This window comes from Kitasatospora hibisci, assembly GCF_043950205.1.
GTDB lineage: Bacteria > Actinomycetota > Actinomycetes > Streptomycetales > Streptomycetaceae > Kitasatospora > Kitasatospora hibisci.
In genome coordinates, this window is sequence record NZ_CP171642.1 from 8,443,602 (window position 1) to 8,457,966 (window position 14,365).

11 protein-coding genes are annotated in these 14,365 nt (G+C 71.8%); 10 read left to right on the forward strand and 1 reads right to left on the reverse strand.

Features of this window, described 5'->3' with window-relative positions; all coding sequences use genetic code 11:
• Positions 1-242: 242 nt before the first annotated feature.
• Complete coding sequence (locus ACF9IK_RS36750; protein WP_395292307.1) at positions 243-1,691, forward strand: IS1380 family transposase; 1,449 nt, start codon at positions 243-245, stop codon at positions 1,689-1,691.
• A 163-nt stretch (positions 1,692-1,854) separates the two neighbouring features.
• Here ACF9IK_RS36750 and ACF9IK_RS36755 read toward each other — a convergent pair whose 3' ends face one another.
• Positions 1,855-3,129: a M23 family metallopeptidase gene (locus ACF9IK_RS36755; RefSeq protein WP_395298392.1), complete on the reverse strand. Its 1,275-nt coding sequence runs from the start codon at positions 3,127-3,129 to the stop codon at positions 1,855-1,857.
• Between the two features lie 618 nt (positions 3,130-3,747).
• On the opposite strand from ACF9IK_RS36755, the gene ACF9IK_RS36760 reads away from it, so the two are divergent.
• The 9 genes from ACF9IK_RS36760 to ACF9IK_RS36800 all read left to right on the forward strand — a co-directional run bounded on the left by ACF9IK_RS36760 (position 3,748) and on the right by ACF9IK_RS36800 (position 14,292).
• A complete protein-coding gene (locus tag ACF9IK_RS36760) occupies positions 3,748-4,899 on the forward strand; it encodes an isopropylmalate synthase (RefSeq protein WP_395298393.1) in 1,152 nt (383 codons plus the stop codon).
• 1,110 nt (positions 4,900-6,009) lie between these two features.
• Positions 6,010-6,195 carry a lysine biosynthesis protein LysW gene (locus ACF9IK_RS36765; RefSeq protein WP_395292421.1) on the forward strand — a complete coding sequence of 62 codons (186 nt, stop codon included), beginning with the start codon at positions 6,010-6,012 and terminating at the stop codon, positions 6,193-6,195.
• A gap of 2 nt (positions 6,196-6,197) precedes the next feature.
• The gene (locus ACF9IK_RS36770; protein ID WP_395292420.1) at positions 6,198-7,049 is read left to right on the forward strand and encodes an ATP-grasp domain-containing protein; all 852 of its coding nucleotides are present in this window, start codon (positions 6,198-6,200) and stop codon (positions 7,047-7,049) included.
• Positions 7,046-8,101, forward strand: a complete 1,056-nt coding sequence (argC, locus tag ACF9IK_RS36775; RefSeq protein WP_395298394.1) for an N-acetyl-gamma-glutamyl-phosphate reductase — start codon at positions 7,046-7,048, stop codon at positions 8,099-8,101. Before ACF9IK_RS36770 ends, argC begins: the two co-directional genes overlap by 4 nt.
• Positions 8,098-8,925, forward strand: coding sequence for an acetylglutamate kinase (locus tag ACF9IK_RS36780; RefSeq protein WP_395298395.1), 828 nt, complete (start codon positions 8,098-8,100; stop codon positions 8,923-8,925). The genes argC and ACF9IK_RS36780 overlap by 4 nt, the downstream gene beginning before the upstream one ends.
• A gap of 11 nt (positions 8,926-8,936) precedes the next feature.
• The gene (locus ACF9IK_RS36785; protein ID WP_395292418.1) at positions 8,937-9,503 is read left to right on the forward strand and encodes a type 1 glutamine amidotransferase; all 567 of its coding nucleotides are present in this window, start codon (positions 8,937-8,939) and stop codon (positions 9,501-9,503) included.
• Between the two features lie 317 nt (positions 9,504-9,820).
• Positions 9,821-10,936: a Glu/Leu/Phe/Val dehydrogenase dimerization domain-containing protein gene (locus tag ACF9IK_RS36790; protein ID WP_395298396.1), complete on the forward strand. Its 1,116-nt coding sequence runs from the start codon at positions 9,821-9,823 to the stop codon at positions 10,934-10,936.
• Positions 10,933-12,603 (forward strand): AMP-binding protein, encoded by a 1,671-nt coding sequence (locus ACF9IK_RS36795; RefSeq protein ID WP_395298397.1) that lies wholly within the window; start codon positions 10,933-10,935, stop codon positions 12,601-12,603. Before ACF9IK_RS36790 ends, ACF9IK_RS36795 begins: the two co-directional genes overlap by 4 nt.
• A gap of 354 nt (positions 12,604-12,957) precedes the next feature.
• A complete protein-coding gene (locus ACF9IK_RS36800) occupies positions 12,958-14,292 on the forward strand; it encodes a pyridoxal phosphate-dependent aminotransferase (protein WP_395298398.1) in 1,335 nt (444 codons plus the stop codon).
• Positions 14,293-14,365: the final 73 nt, after the last annotated feature.

Genomic DNA, 14,365 nt, shown 5'->3' on the forward strand with positions numbered 1-14,365 from the left:
GCGTGCGGTGGCCGACAGCGTGTGGTGTGCAGCGCCCGCCCCGATGCGTCCCGACCGGATGCGTCCGGGCGGGCGCCGTGTTGTCGGCGCCCGCCCGGGGGGACGTACCGGAGTCGGGTCAGACCCGAATCCGCAGGTAGTGGCGGAGGCTGGTAGCTGATACGACGACAGGTGCGCTTTCGGTTTGAGAAGATTGAGGTTCCTACGCCTAATCGACTCGAACGTGAAAGTGCACCTGTCTGGTGAAGACGATATCGCGTCGCCGTACCGCCTCCCGTACTCCCGGTGGTCGCTGGACCCGTCTGAACGCCCAGGTGGGCGGGGTGGACGGGTCGCTGACCGAGAACGGCGGCCTGCTGCTGGTTGCCGAGCTGGACCGGGTGCTGGGGGTCACCGCCGCGCTGGACGCGGGGATCGGCCCGGTCAAGGAGCGCGACCGGGGCCTGTCCGGGGGCGAGTTCGCGCTGGCCTGCGCGGTGGTGCAGCTGACCGGAGAGGACCACCTGGTCGGCTTCGACCGTCTGCGCGCGGATGCGGTCGGCGAAGGGCTGCTGCCCGCACCGGTCCCGGCTGCTACCACAGCCGCCACGCTCGCGGCCCGGTTCGGGCAGCCGCAGCGGGAGGGCGTGGAGACCGCGTGCGCGAAGCTGACCGGGCGGGCGCTGGCAGCGCTGCCGGTCACCGAGCGGGCCCGGATCCTGTCCGGGCGGGTGACCGTCGACCTGGACGCGAAGGACGTCGAGGTGTTCTCCACCCGCAAGGAACAGGTGGTCCGCTCCTACAAGGGCGAGATCTCCGCACGGGTGCACGCCGCGCACTGGGCCCAGGCCGGCGTGGTACTGGTCGCGGACCTGCTGGACGGCCGCTCCGACGGCCGCACCCACGCCCTCGGCCAGATCGACCGGGCCGTGGACGCCGTCCGCGCGGCCAACGCCACAGGACAGGTCCTGTTCCAGGGGGACACCGGCTACTTCGCGGGCAGGGTCGCCGAGAAGATCGTGGCCCGTGGCGCGTTGTTCCGGCTCGGCGTCCCACGCAGCACGGCGCTGTGGCGAGCGGTCGCCCGCGTGCACGAGGACGACTGGATCGACGCCCTCGACTATCCCGACGCGCAGGCCGCCCTGCTGGACCACGCACCGGCCGGCTGGCCGGAAGGCACCCGGGTGATCGCCCGACGAGTCCGCTACGACGCGGCCGACCTCTCGGCCGACGCGCGCTCGCGTCGCTCGCGGACCGTCGGCAGGGACCAGCTCGCCCTGGTGCTGGACGGCATCGCCGATCAGGCGTTCGCCTACTCGTTCTTCACGACCAACGAGGTGCTGGACCTGGACGAGGAGATCGCGCTCGCGGAGTGGGAGTTCCGTCGCCGCACCGAGGTCGAGGAACTGTTCCGCGACACCGCCCACGGCGCCGGCCTGAACCACCTGCCCTCCGCGTCCCACGCCGTCAACGCCATGTGGATGTGGGGCGCGCTGCTGGCCTACAACCTCTCCGCCTGGCTGCAGATGCTCGCACCCATCGGCACCGCACGCCGTCGCATCGCCACCGTCCGTCGCCTGCTCATCGCCCGCGCCGCCCGGTTGACCAGCACCGGTCGCCGCCGTCGGCTCCGGTTCACCGCCGCAGCGGCCAGCCTGATCGGCCAGACACTGGCCCGCATCCGAGCCCACCGCCGCCTCCAGTCCGCCTGACCGACCGCCCCGACCGGTCCAGAACCACCCGCCACCGCCTTGGAAAGCCGCCCACCCGACGCGCCAGCCGGGCCATTGGCCTACCCACATACCCCACACTCCAGCCGACGACCAGCCAAAGAGATCAACTGACAGGCCGTCGGCCACTACCTGCGGATTCGGGTCAGAACTCCAGCACCTCGCGGTCGAGCGGATACTGCGCACGGTGAGGGCCCTCGTACGGTGAGGGCGTGATCGGCAGGACGCCGGTCGGTTGCAGGCCCAGGTTGTCGTCCCAGATCCGGGGTTCGACCTGTCCGAGGACGCGGAACCGCTGGAGGGTGAACGGCGGGCTGTCGGTCGGGAAGAACTCGGCCGTGGTCATCACCTGGAAGTGCAGGTGCGGCGTGGTGGAGTTGCCGCTGTTGCCGATCAGCCCGAGGACCTGGCCGGGCTCGACGCAGTCGCCCTCCCGGACCTTGAGCGAACCGGCCTCCAGGTGGCCGTAGAGCAGGTAGCGGCCCGGCGCGACTTCCAGGGTGACGTGGTTGCCGACGGTGTCCTCGATCGGCGGGACGGGCGGCGTGTGGGGCGGCGGGTTGTCCGGGATTGCGTCCTGGACCTCCACCACGCGGCCGCCGGCCGCGGCCGCGACCGGCTGACGGTAGCTCAGGTAACTGGTGAGCTGGGCGGGGTCGCCTTCCCAGGCCTGCCCCTGCTCGCCGACCCGGTACCAGTCGATCGCGAAGCGCTGCGGCACGCCGAAGCGGCCGTTGATCGGGGCCAGGCCGCGCCGGTGGTGGGTGTTGCCGCAACACGACTCGCTGGCGTACCAGGTGCCGGGCAGGACCGGCGCGTTCAGGTTCAGGGGCGCGGTGCGGGCGGTCGGGGTGGCCTGCACCGTCTCCTCGAACGCGGAGGGGCCGGAGGCGGTCAGGATGGCACCCGAGAGATGGTGTTCGAGGACCTCGGGCGCCGCCCGGCCGTGGTCGAGGGTCAGGTCGAGCCAGATGACCCACTGCTGGGAGCCCTGGATGACGGTCGGCGTCGGCACCGGGGGCGGCGGGGTGTACCCGTCCGCACCGGACAGGGGGTCGCCCACCGGATTGGCGGCCTCGGCCAGCGCCCGCCCGCTCAGCGAGCCGATGACCTGTCGGGTGCGGGCGTCTTTGACGTCGACACGGTCAAGCCGCACCGGCGTGCTGCTGGACAGTGCGCTCGTGGTGAGCAGTTCGTACGCCAGGTGCGTCTTGCCGTCCGTGGCGCCGAACGGCGTCGGTTCGGTCATCACCGCCGCCGTCAGCGGCGTGAACTGTGTGCCGGGCGCCAGCGCGGCCGCGCCGCTCCCGTATCCGGGCCCCGCTGAGGCCACCAGCATGCCGACTGCGAGCACGGCTGCGGCGAGCCCGCGAAACACAGGGCCGCGACCAGTGCGGTGACGAGGGTCGTGCTCTGCCATGGTGCTCTTTCATTCGTCGGGTCCGGGGCCGTGAAGGACGCCGGCACGCCCCGCGCCGAGGCGCAGGCCCATGCAACCCGCAGGCGCACCGCTTCGGGCGCAGGCCACCGGAGTCAGGTGTCGAACTACACCCGTCCAGCCGCACGCGGGTTTGCGCCGCCAACAGGACCAAAGGCGCCACTGCGCCCGCCCCTGCTGCGCCCCGCCGCCGGTGGGGCGGGCCTCTTGCCCCCCCCACTGCCGGGTCATGTACTTGTCAGGTGAGGGTGTGGGGATGCCCGGACAGGTGTGCCGTGTCGGTGTGCGGCGGTTTTGGGGGCGGTGCCGGTGGGGAAATCGGCGCCACCGGCCGCCGGCGGCGGGAAAAGGCGGGCCGGGCGGTTCCCGGGCGGGGGAGATTTGGCAGGGCCTAAACGGCCTGTGACGTTCGCTGACAGTCCTTGACAAAGCCCGACATGAGGAACGTTGCCCGCCCCGGCCGGGGCCGACAGGATGGTCATCGGCGCACCGCACCACCGCGCTTTGGCTCGATCCCCTCGCCCGTGACAAGGAGGGGCGGGAATTCAGTCCAGAGCCCGATCCGGGGGAATCCGCCCGGATAAGGAGGAGGGAACGGCAATGGCAACATCAGAGCACGGAGACAAACTCCCGATACTGCCGCACATATCCGATGCGACGCTGCGGGATTCCGCACATATGGCGGGTGTCGAATTCGGCCCCGGGGATGCGGCCCGCATCGCGGACCTGCTGGTGAGGACGGGCGTCGACCTGGTCGAGGTCGGGATGGTCGCCGGTGCGAACTCCAAGGACGCCGACCTGGTCCTCGCCACCCACGAGGCCGTCGGCCCGCAGCGCAGCATGACGCTTGTGGTGGTGCGCGACCGCCAGCAGGTGGCGACCGCCCTCGACGAGGCCGAGCGCCTGGGCGTCAAGCACGTCATGTACTCCATCCCCACCTCGGAGCAGCACGCCCGCCTCAAGCTCGGCTCCCCGAGCGCGAAGTTCCTGCAGACGCTGGCCCGTTCCGCGATCACGCAGGCCAAGGAGCGCGGCTTCCACGTCACCTTCAGCGGCGAGGACGGCGCACGCACCCCCGCCGAGCGCCTGGTGCCCTATGTGACGGCGGGCTTCGAGGCCGGCGCGGACCGCTTCCGCCTCGCCGAGACGGTCGCCTACCTGTCGCCGTGGCAGATGGAGGACGTGATCGCCGACCTCACGGCCATCGACGGCTCCGAGATCGAGATCCACTCCCACAACATGCTCGGCATGGCGGTCGCCAACTCCCTGGCCGCGGTACGCGCCGGCGCCACGTGGATCTCCGCCACGGTCGGCGGCATCGGCGAGCGTGGCGGCAACGCCCCGCTGGCGGAACTGCTCACCTCGCTGCGTGTCATCCATGGTGACACCCGGTTCGACCTCTCGCACCTGACCGAGCTCTCCAAGGTCGCGCTCAAGGGCGCGGGTCTGGGCGAGGCGTTCCAGTCCGGGCCGACCACCCCGCACTCCTTCGCCTACGAGCTGCCCGGCCAGCTCACCCACCCGGAGGCGTACGAGACGCTGCCGGCCGAACTCGTCGGTAACAGCCGCGAGCTGCTGGTCCGCACCCGCCTGACCCCGGCGCTGGTGAAGTGGGCGCTGACCGACTCCGGCGTGTTCGCCGACGTCGAGGCGTTCACCCCTTGGCTGATCAACCGTCAGGAGAGTAACGGGGCGCCGCTGCTGGATCGCGACGCGATCCGCAAGGCCGCCATCGAGTTCCAGGCCTCCTGACCCACCCCGGGTCCACCGGGACCGTCCCTACCCGGGGGCCGCCCCACCCGGGGGCGCTCCACCATGGCGGTCCCATCGCGGTGGTCCCTTCCGTGGGATCCCCTCCGGGGTGTGCCGTCCGCAGGGGCGCACCCGTGGCAGATTCCCTTCTCCGCTCCCGCGGAGCGGCGCTGCCGGGTCCTGACGCCCGATCCCGGAACACCTCTCATGTGCGGGGCCGGCCGGAGCAACCCGCGTGCACCGCCACCGCCTTGCGGGCCCTTCATCCCCCGACACCCCCTTGGGTCCCCCGGATCCCCGTGCCCTGGTCCCTGTCGCGGGCCGTCGGCCGCACGGGGCGGATCCGCCGGCACCCCGCGGCCGGTCACGGACCCGGAACCACCCTTCACCACCACACCGCACGGCCGCCAGCCCAACTGTCGTCCGCCCCAGACACGTTCGGGGGCGGGGTGTCCATTCCCGCTCCGACGTAAGCCGCACCACCGCACCACTGCACCACCGGCCTACCGGCCCACCGCGCCACTGGCCTACCGGCCCACCGTGCCACTGGCCTACTGGCCTATCGGCGCCGCAGGCCTAGCGCACGATCGCGCCGCATGGCTGTCAGCTCAACTGTTGTTCGCCCCAGCGTCGTTCGGGGGCGGGGTGTCGATCCCTGCTCCGACGTCAGCCGCACCACTGCACCACTGCACCACCGGCTTACTGGCTTGCCGCACCGCTGGCTCGCCGGCCTATCGGCGCCGCAGGCCTAGCGGGCGATCGCGCCGCATGGCTGTCAGCTCAACTGTTGTTCGCCCCAGCGTCGTTCGGGGGCGGGGTGTCGATCCCTGCTCCGACGTCAGCCGCACCACCGCACCACTGCACCACTGCACCACTGCACCACTGCACCACTGCACCACTGCACCACTGCACCACCGGCCTACCGGCCCACCGTGCCACTGGCCTACCGCGCGACTGGCCTACCGCGCGACTGGCCCACCGCGCGACTGGCTTTCTGGCCTACCGCGTCACTGGCTCGCCGGTCTTCCGGTTTGCCGCGCCACTGGCCTTCTGGCTTGTTGGCCTCATCGATGTCCGTTGTTCCGGCCTCACCCTTCTTGGAGTCCACTGATGTCCGTCGTCACTCTCTCCGGTGTCTGTCCCGAGTGCGAGACCGATCTGACCGTTCCGCCGGTCGTGCAGGGTGAGACCCTGGCCTGCCCGGAGTGCATGCTGACCCTGCGCGTGGAGGACGTGCAGGGCGGCCAGCTTGTCCTGCAGATGGTCGAGGTCCAGCTCCGTGACTGGGGCCAGTAAAGATGGCCACCAACGTTGCCATCGTGGCTGACCGGATCAGCTGGGAGGAACGCGAGCTGATCAAGGCCGGCCCCGTGTTGGGACTGAGCGTTGACTGGCTCAACGACGAATCCCTGTGTCTGGGTGGCCTGGACGCCGCGGCGATCCACCATTACGACGCCTTGCTGGTGCGTAGCCGCAGCTACACGCGCGGTGGGCTGATCGCTACTCTCGCTGAGGCTGCCGGCATTCCGGTTCTGAACACGGCCCGTGCCATCAATGCCTGCGAGAACAAGGCGTTGCTGCGGACCGTGCTGCGTGGCGCTGGTGTGCCGGTGCCCGATTACCGTCTGGTGCTGTCTCGTAAGGACTTCGCCAGGGCGTTGGAGGAGATCGGTACCCCCGTGGTCCTGAAGCCGATCTTCGGTGGGATGGGCAAGCGCGTCACGTTGATCCGTGACGGTGACCTCGCGCACTCCGTCTACGACTATGTCGAGGATCTGGGCCATGCCTTTGAACAGGCCTGCCTGGTCGAGCCGTTCCTCGCGGCCGGTAGTTCGGTGCGTTGCCTGGTCGTGGGAGGTGAGATCGTGGCCGCCGCCGAGTTCTCCAGCGCCGGTAGCGACTGGCGTAGCAACGCGGCTGTGGGTAACCAGTCCAGTGCGCTCGCCCACGATCCCGACCTCGTCAAGATCGTTGATGCTGTCGTCGCCGAACTGGGCGCCGGAATCTACGGCGTCGACCTGTTCCGCACGGATGAAGGCCTCGTCGTGAACGAGGTCAACCACGCCCCCGCTTTCAAGGGCGTGGCCTCTACCACCGCGGCGGACATCCCTACCGCCATCGGCTCGTATGTCCAGGAGATCCTCGCATGATCCGAGCAGGTGTCGTCGGAGCCTCCGGGCTGGCCGGCGGCGATCTGATCAGGCTGATCACCCAGCACCCCGAGATGGAACTGGCTTTCCTCGGGGGTTCCTCCAACATCGGCCGTCGTCCGGCCGAACTCCACGCCAACCTGCGTCTGGACCTCGGCCTGACCGTCCAGCCGGTCACCGAGGAGGCCGTCGCCGATGTCGATGTCCTCTTCCTGGCCACCCCGGCCCCGGTCTCCGCGCAGCTGTCCGAACTGCTCGCCGACAAGGTCGCGGCCATCGTCGACCTCTCCGGCGCCTACCGCATCCGCACCCCCGAGCTCCACGACCGCTGGTACCCCAAGGTCAAGCGGACCACCGACCTCGCCGACCGCTACGTCTACGGGGTCCCGGAGCTCGTCAAGGACCAACTGCCCGATGCCCGGCTGATCTCCATGCCCGGCTGCTACGCCACCGCACTGACCGTCAGCCTCGCTCCGCTGACTCTGGGCCTGGGTTTGCACCTGAAGACCGTGGTCGTGGACGGCAAGTCCGGTTCCAGTGGTGGCGGCCTGCAACTGCGTACCGCGGACCTGCACCCGTTCCGTAGCGGGGCGATCGCCCCTTACGCGCCGACCGGGCACCGCCACGCCGCCGAGGTCGCGGACTTCCTGGAACGCGCTAAGCAGGGCGGTATCGACTCGCTGTCGATGTCCGCCTACGGCGTCTCGCACGTGCGTGGCCTGTTGACCAGCGCGTACGTGTTCACGGACGAGCCGGTCACCCAGCGGGACCTGCAGCGGGCCTACACCCGCTTCTACAAGGGGCACCAGTTCGTGCGGGTGCGCCGGCACGACGAGACGTTGATCCCGGTGCCGGACCCGCAGGCCGTCCTCGGCTCGAACTTCTGCGATGTGACGGCCCTGTACGACGAGGAGGGTGGGCGCATCGTGGTCCTCGCCGCTCTCGACAACCTGATCAAGGGCGCCGCGGGGCAGGCCGTGCAGGCCGCGAACATCCGTTTCGGCCTGCCGGAGGCCACCGGCCTGACCATGCAGCCGGTGATGCCCGCATGAGCCCGAACACGAGCACGACCCCGGACGTGGCCGACGGGGGGCCGGTGCCCACCGTCGTCAAGCTCGGCGGTAGCTGTCTGGACGGCCTCGCCGACGCCTGGTGGGACGACCTGGCCGCCTACGGCCGCACCCGCCCGCTGATCCTGGTGCACGGCTGGTCCAAGCCGCTGCGCGAGCTCAACCCCCGCTACACCGAGCCGTCGGCGATCCTGCGCGACCGTTACGGCAACCAGAGCCGCTGGACCACGCCCGAGGTCATCGCCGACATCAAGACCGTCAGTGCGGCCATGGCCGAGGAGGTGTTCGTGCGTCTTTCGGCCCGGGGCATCACCGGTGAGCGGCTGCTGGGCAGCGAGGGCCTGGTCAAGGCCGGGGCGGGCGAGCGCTGGTGGTGGCGCGACAAGCAGCTCGTCGAGCTGGACAACCTGGTCGGCCCGATCACCGGGGTCGATCCGGCGCCGCTGAAGAACCTCCAGGCCGGTCACGCCTACCTGGTGACCCCGCTGGCCCGCAACGAGGCCGGTCAGGAGATCAACACCGACGCCGACCGGGCGGCCGCCGCGATCGCCGGTGCCGCCGGCGCCGCCGACCTGGTCCTGGTCACCGACGTCGCCCACCTGCTCATCGACGGCGAACCGGTCGAGCGGATCAGCGCCGCGGACGCGGCCGCGTTCCGCGACAAGGGCGCCACCGGCGGCATGCGCAAGAAGCTGCGTGCCGCGGGTGAGGCCCTGGAGGCGGGTGTGGAGCGGGTCGTCATCGGCAGCGCCAGCGTGTCGGACCTGCTCCGGGCCCGCACCGGCACCGTCATCACGCGAACCTGAGGAGCACGCCCGTGGCGCAATCCCGAGTGTTAGTGGTCAACAACGGCACCCTCTCCCTCAAGCAGCTCCGCAAGCGCTTCGAGGACCTGGGCTCGGAGACGGACGCCGTGCGCGCCGATTCCGTGCCTGCCAGGCTCGATGGCCGTTACCAGGCCATCGTGCTCAGCGGCACCAAGGTGAGGGCCTATGACACCGAGTTCTACAAGCCGCTCATCGACCTGGTCATGAACGCCGACGTCCCCGTTTTCGGGATCTGCGGCGGCATGCAGATCATCGCCGTCGCCAACGGCGGGCGCCTGGCCGACGGGCCGCAGCGCGTCGGCGGCTACGAGGTCCAGGTCGACAAGGAAGAGGCGCTCTTCACCCACGTGAAGCCGACCGTGACGGTCTTCCACCGCCACACCCTCTACCTGCAGGAGGCCCCGCAGGGCTTCCGCTCCATCGGACGCTCCGAGCACGCGCCCGTGGAGTTCCTGCGCTCCGACGACGGCCGCATCCACGGCGCCCAGGCTCACCTGGAGTTCCGTAGCGACGGCATGGAGATCCTGCGCGGCTTCGCCCAGCTCTACCAGCAGTAACCCGCACCGGCTCCGGCCCGGCACCACCGGCTCCGGCCCGGCCGGTATCGCACGCCCCGCGAAGGCCCCGGCCAGGGCCCCGCGAAGGCCCTGGCCAGGGCCCCGCGAAGGCCCGGCTAGGGCCCCGGCCGGGGCCTGGCCCGGATCCCCGGGGGAGACCAGCACCGGCCCCGCACGGCTCCACCCCGCCCCTGCCCGCCCCCGGGCCGGGGCCGGCCCGAACAGCACCGCACCACCACCACCACGACGGCCGCCGCGCGCCGCCCACGGGCGCGCGGCGGGCCCGCCTCGGCCACGACGTATCCAAGGAAACGGCAATGAGTGATCTGGAAAAGCAAGACCCCGCCTTCACCGTCCACCTCAACGGCAGCGGCGGCGACATCAAGGGCTGGGTGGTCGTCGACTCGCTGTACAACGGCCTGGCCATGGGCGGCACCCGCATGACCCCCGGCGTCACCGAGGAGGAAGTCGCCGGCCTCGCCCGCGACATGACCCACAAGTTCACCCTGGCCGGCCTGCCCATCGGCGGCGCCAAGGCCGGCATCGTCTCCGACGGCACCGACCGCGAGCGCACCTTCCGTACCTTCGGTCGCACCGTCAAGCCCCTCCTGCACGGCGGCATCCACCTGGGCATCGACATGGGCGTCACCCCCGGCGACCGCGCGATCTTCTTCGACGAGGCCGGCTACGACCCCCGCTACCGCCTCGGCGCCCCCGACATGCCCATCGACTGGCGCACCTACTACGAGCCGCTGATCGACGCCACCGGCCACGGCGTCGGCGTCGCCGCCGTCACCGCCCTGGAGGCCGGTGCCCGCACCGAGCCGGCCCGCGTGGTCATCCAGGGCTTCGGCGCGGTGGGCCGTGCCGTCGCCGAGTTCCTTCAGGCCCGCGGACACGTCATCGTCGGTGTCGCCGACATCGCCGGCACCATCAGCGCCGAGCGCCTGCCGGTCGCCGACCTGATCGCCATCACCGACGAGTTCGGCCGCATCGACCGCTCCCGCCTGCCCCAGCACGTCACCGTCTCCACCGCGCCCGACGCCTGGCTCGACGTCGACTCCGACCTGCTGATCCTCGCCGCCCAGAAGCACGCCCTCAACGACGACAACGCGCACCGCCTGCGCGCCCGCCTGGTCGTCGAAGGCGGCAACATCTCCTCCACCGAGCAGGCCCGCGAGAAGCTGCGCGCCTGCGGCGCCACCCTGGTGCCCGGCGTCATCTCCAACATCGGCGGCGCCGGCTCGGCCGCCCTGGCCGTCACCCGCGTCGTCCCCTTCGAGCTCGGGGACCAGGCCCGCAAGGCCTGGGTGTTCGACTGGGTCGCCGACACCGTGCGCCGCAACACCCGCGACCTGCTGGAGATCGCCGCCTCCCACGCCGGCGACCCGCTGCCCGAGCTGCTCGACACCCGCCGCAAGGAGCGCCGGTGACCGCCACCACCATCGCCGTGCACACCGGCCTGACCACGGCCACCACCGAGGACCGCGCCGCCGAGTACCGCCGCCGCGGCTGGTGGCGGGACGAGACGTTCCTGGACGACCTGCGCCGCCAGGCCGCCAAGCGCCCGCACAAACTCGCCATCGCCGCCCGCCGCCTGGCCGACTCGCGCACCGACACCCTCGACTACGCCGAACTGGCCCGCCTGACCGACCGGTTCGCCGGCGCCCTGCTCGAACTCGGCGTCCGACCGGGTGACTTCGTCGCAGCCCAGCTCCCCAACCGCTGGGAGATCGTGCCGCTGATGTTCGCCTGCATGCGGGTCGGCGCGGTCATCTGCCCCATCGCCCCGGTCTGCCGCGAGGACGAACTGCGCCACCGCCTGGCCCTGACCGAGGCCACCGTGTGCGTCACCGTCCCCGAATGGGACGGCTACCCACTGGCCGCCACCGTCCTCGCCCTCAAGGACGAACTGCCGCTGGAACACGTCGTCGTCCTCGGCGGCCACGCCTTCGAGGACGCCGTCGACTTCCACGACCACTTCGTCGCCGTCCCCCACGAGCAGACCTACCAGGGCCGGCTCGACGGACGTGAACTCGCCCCCGACGACCCGTTCGTGGTGCTGTTCACCTCCGGCACCACCGGCGAGTCCAAGGGCGTCCTGCACAGCCAGAACACCGTCCACTCCGGGGTACGCGGCTACGTCGACACCTTCATGCTCGGCGACGACCTGGTGGCCACCGTCACCAGCCCGCTCGTCCACTACTCCGGCTTCGGCCAGGGCATCCTGGCCGGCGTCATGCTCGGCGGCACCATCGCCTTCCAGGACGCCACCGACAACCCCGGCCTGCTGGACCTGGTCGAGCGCTACCGCGCCACCCTCCTCTACGGGCCGCCCCCCACCCTCACCCAGGTCGCCGCCGCCCAGCGCACCGACCCCCACGACGTGTCCTCCCTGCGCCACGTCGTCATCGGCGCCGCCCCCGTGCTGCAGGGCCTCGTCGACGAGCTGCGCGAGACCCTGGGCGCACGCACCTACTCACTGTGGGGGATGTCGGAGTTCGGACCGGTCACCATCACCCGCCTGGACTACAACCAGGACTGGGCCGCCCACAGCCACGGCGGACCGATCGACTCGATGGAGATCCGCATCGACAACTGCAACGACCCCAGCCAGCGGGCCTCGGTCGGGCGCCTGCGCGCCCGCGGCGCCTCCCAGGCACTCGGCTACTACAAGCGCCAGGACGTCTTCGCCGCCGAACTGACCGGCGACGGCTGGTTCGACACCGGGGACGTGGCCCGCGAGGACGGCCGCGGCGGCATCCGCGTCCTGGGCCGAGCCAAGGACGCCATCATGCGCGACGGCATCGTCCTGCCGATGGCCGAACTCGAAGCGGTCATCGCCGGCCACCCCAAGGTCACCGAGGCTGCGATCGTCGGCCCCACCGGCCACATCGACGATCCCATCCTCGCGGTCGTCGTCGCCAGCGGGGACACCCCTCCCACCCTGGAGGAACTGCGCACCCACCTGCGCGACGCCGGACAGGACGCCCGCTTCCTGCCCGAGCGCCTGGAGGTCACCCCGGCCCTGCCCAAGACCCTCACCGGCAAGGTCCGCAAGGTCGAACTGCGCAAGCTCTACGCCACCGCAGCGACCTGACCCCCGCGGGCGAGGGCACCGACTGCCCCCGCCGCCCCCCGGAGCGGGCCGGCCGCCCCCGGCCCGCTCCGCGCCCCGGCCCGCCCCCCCGGCCCGCCCCCCCCGGGCCGGGGCCCCGGCACCACCCCGAACTACCCGGCACCGCACCGAACTACCCGGCACCGCACCGAACTACCCGGCACCGCACCGAACTACCCGGCACCACCCCGAACTACCCGGCACCACCCCGAACTACCCGGCACCACCCCGAACTGCCCTGCACCGCACCGAACTGTGCGGCACCGCATCGCTGTTGCCCTGACGCGCTGCGCCGCCCGGCCCCGGCCGCCCGAGCCCGACCACCTGGAGCCCACCATGCCCGAACCCGTGCCGGTGACCATGTCGGCGACCCTGGCCGCCGACGCCGAGATGGCCCGCCGCCGCCGTGCCGGCGAACAGGTCCTCTCCCTGGCCAGCGGAGAGATCGGGCTGCCCGTCCTGCCCGAACTGCGCGAACGCCTCGCCGCCGCCGCCCACCGCAACACCTACGGCCCCGTCGCCGGCAGCCCCGCCCTGCGCGAAGCCGCCGCCGGCTACTGGAGGCGCCGCAACCTGCCCACCGACCCGGACCTCGTGGTCTGCGGCCCCGGCAGCAAGCCCCTGCTGTTCGCCCTCATGCTCGCCATCGGCGGCGACGTCGTCGTCCCCGTCCCCAGCTGGGTCAGCTACGCCACCCAGGCCCGCATGGCCGGCGCCCGGCCCCTGAACGTCCCCACCCTGCCCGGCCAGGGCGGCGTCCCCGACCCCGACGCCCTGCGCGAGGCCGTCACCACCGCCCGCGCCACCGGACGCAACCCCCGCAGCGTCGTCGTCACCCTCCCGGACAACCCCACCGGCACCATCGCCCACCCCGACACCCTGCACCGCCTCGCCCAGGCCGCCCGCGACCTCGACCTGGTCATCGTCTCCGACGAGATCTACTGCGACCTCGTCTACGACACCCCCGCCGGCCCCGCCGTCTCCCCGGCCGCCCACGCCCCCGAACGCACCGTCGTCACCACCGGCCTCACCAAGAACCTCGCCGTCGGCGGCTGGCGCACCGGCATCGCCCACCTGCCCGACAGCGCCCTCGGACGCGCACTCCACACCCGGCTGACCGCCGTCGCCAGCCAGCTCTGGTCCTCCACCACCGCCCCCGTCCAGGACGCCGCCGCCTACGCCCTCACCGAGCCGCCCGAGATCCTCGCCTACGTCGCCGCCGCCCGCCGCCTGCACGAGAGCGTGGTCCGCCAGGCCGCCCGCCACTTCACCGCAGCCGGCGCCCAGGTCGAACCCGTCCGCTCCACCTGCTACCTCTACCCGAGCTTCGAACCGCTGCGCGAACACCTGCACGCCGCCCACGGCATCACCGGCGCCACCCAGCTCGCCACCCACTTCGCCCAGCACCACGGCGTCGGCCTGCTGCCCGGCACCGCGTTCGGCGACAGCGACGACCTGCTGCGCGTGCGCACCGCCACCAGCCAGATCTACGGCACGACCGAAGCCGAGCAGAACGCCGCCCTCACCACCGCAGCCCCCCTCGAACTGCCCTGGATCAAGGCCGCCCTCGACCGCCTCGCCGACGTCCTCACCGACCTCACCGGCAACCCCGTCCCCCACCACGACACCCCCGCCCAGGCGACCCCCACCCCCGCCCCCGCCCCCGCCTGAGCCCGCAGCCCCACCCCCCCGCAACCCCCCCTTTGCCCGCCCCCGATTCCCGACCCAACCGCGGAGGTTCACG

Excerpts from the sequence above, each read along its gene's own strand:
- ACF9IK_RS36765 (WP_395292421.1), top strand. The coding sequence starts at position 6,010 with ATGTCCGTCGTCACTCTCTCCGGTGTCTGTCCCGAGTGCGAGACCGAT.
- ACF9IK_RS36780 (WP_395298395.1), top strand. The coding sequence starts at position 8,098 with ATGAGCCCGAACACGAGCACGACCCCGGACGTGGCCGACGGGGGGCCG.
- ACF9IK_RS36790 (WP_395298396.1), top strand. The coding sequence starts at position 9,821 with ATGAGTGATCTGGAAAAGCAAGACCCCGCCTTCACCGTCCACCTCAAC.
- ACF9IK_RS36760 (WP_395298393.1), top strand. The coding sequence starts at position 3,748 with ATGGCAACATCAGAGCACGGAGACAAACTCCCGATACTGCCGCACATA.
- ACF9IK_RS36755 (WP_395298392.1), bottom strand. The coding sequence starts at position 3,129 with ATGGCAGAGCACGACCCTCGTCACCGCACTGGTCGCGGCCCTGTGTTT.
- ACF9IK_RS36800 (WP_395298398.1), top strand. The coding sequence starts at position 12,958 with ATGCCCGAACCCGTGCCGGTGACCATGTCGGCGACCCTGGCCGCCGAC.
- ACF9IK_RS36770 (WP_395292420.1), top strand. The coding sequence starts at position 6,198 with ATGGCCACCAACGTTGCCATCGTGGCTGACCGGATCAGCTGGGAGGAA.
- argC (WP_395298394.1), top strand. The coding sequence starts at position 7,046 with ATGATCCGAGCAGGTGTCGTCGGAGCCTCCGGGCTGGCCGGCGGCGAT.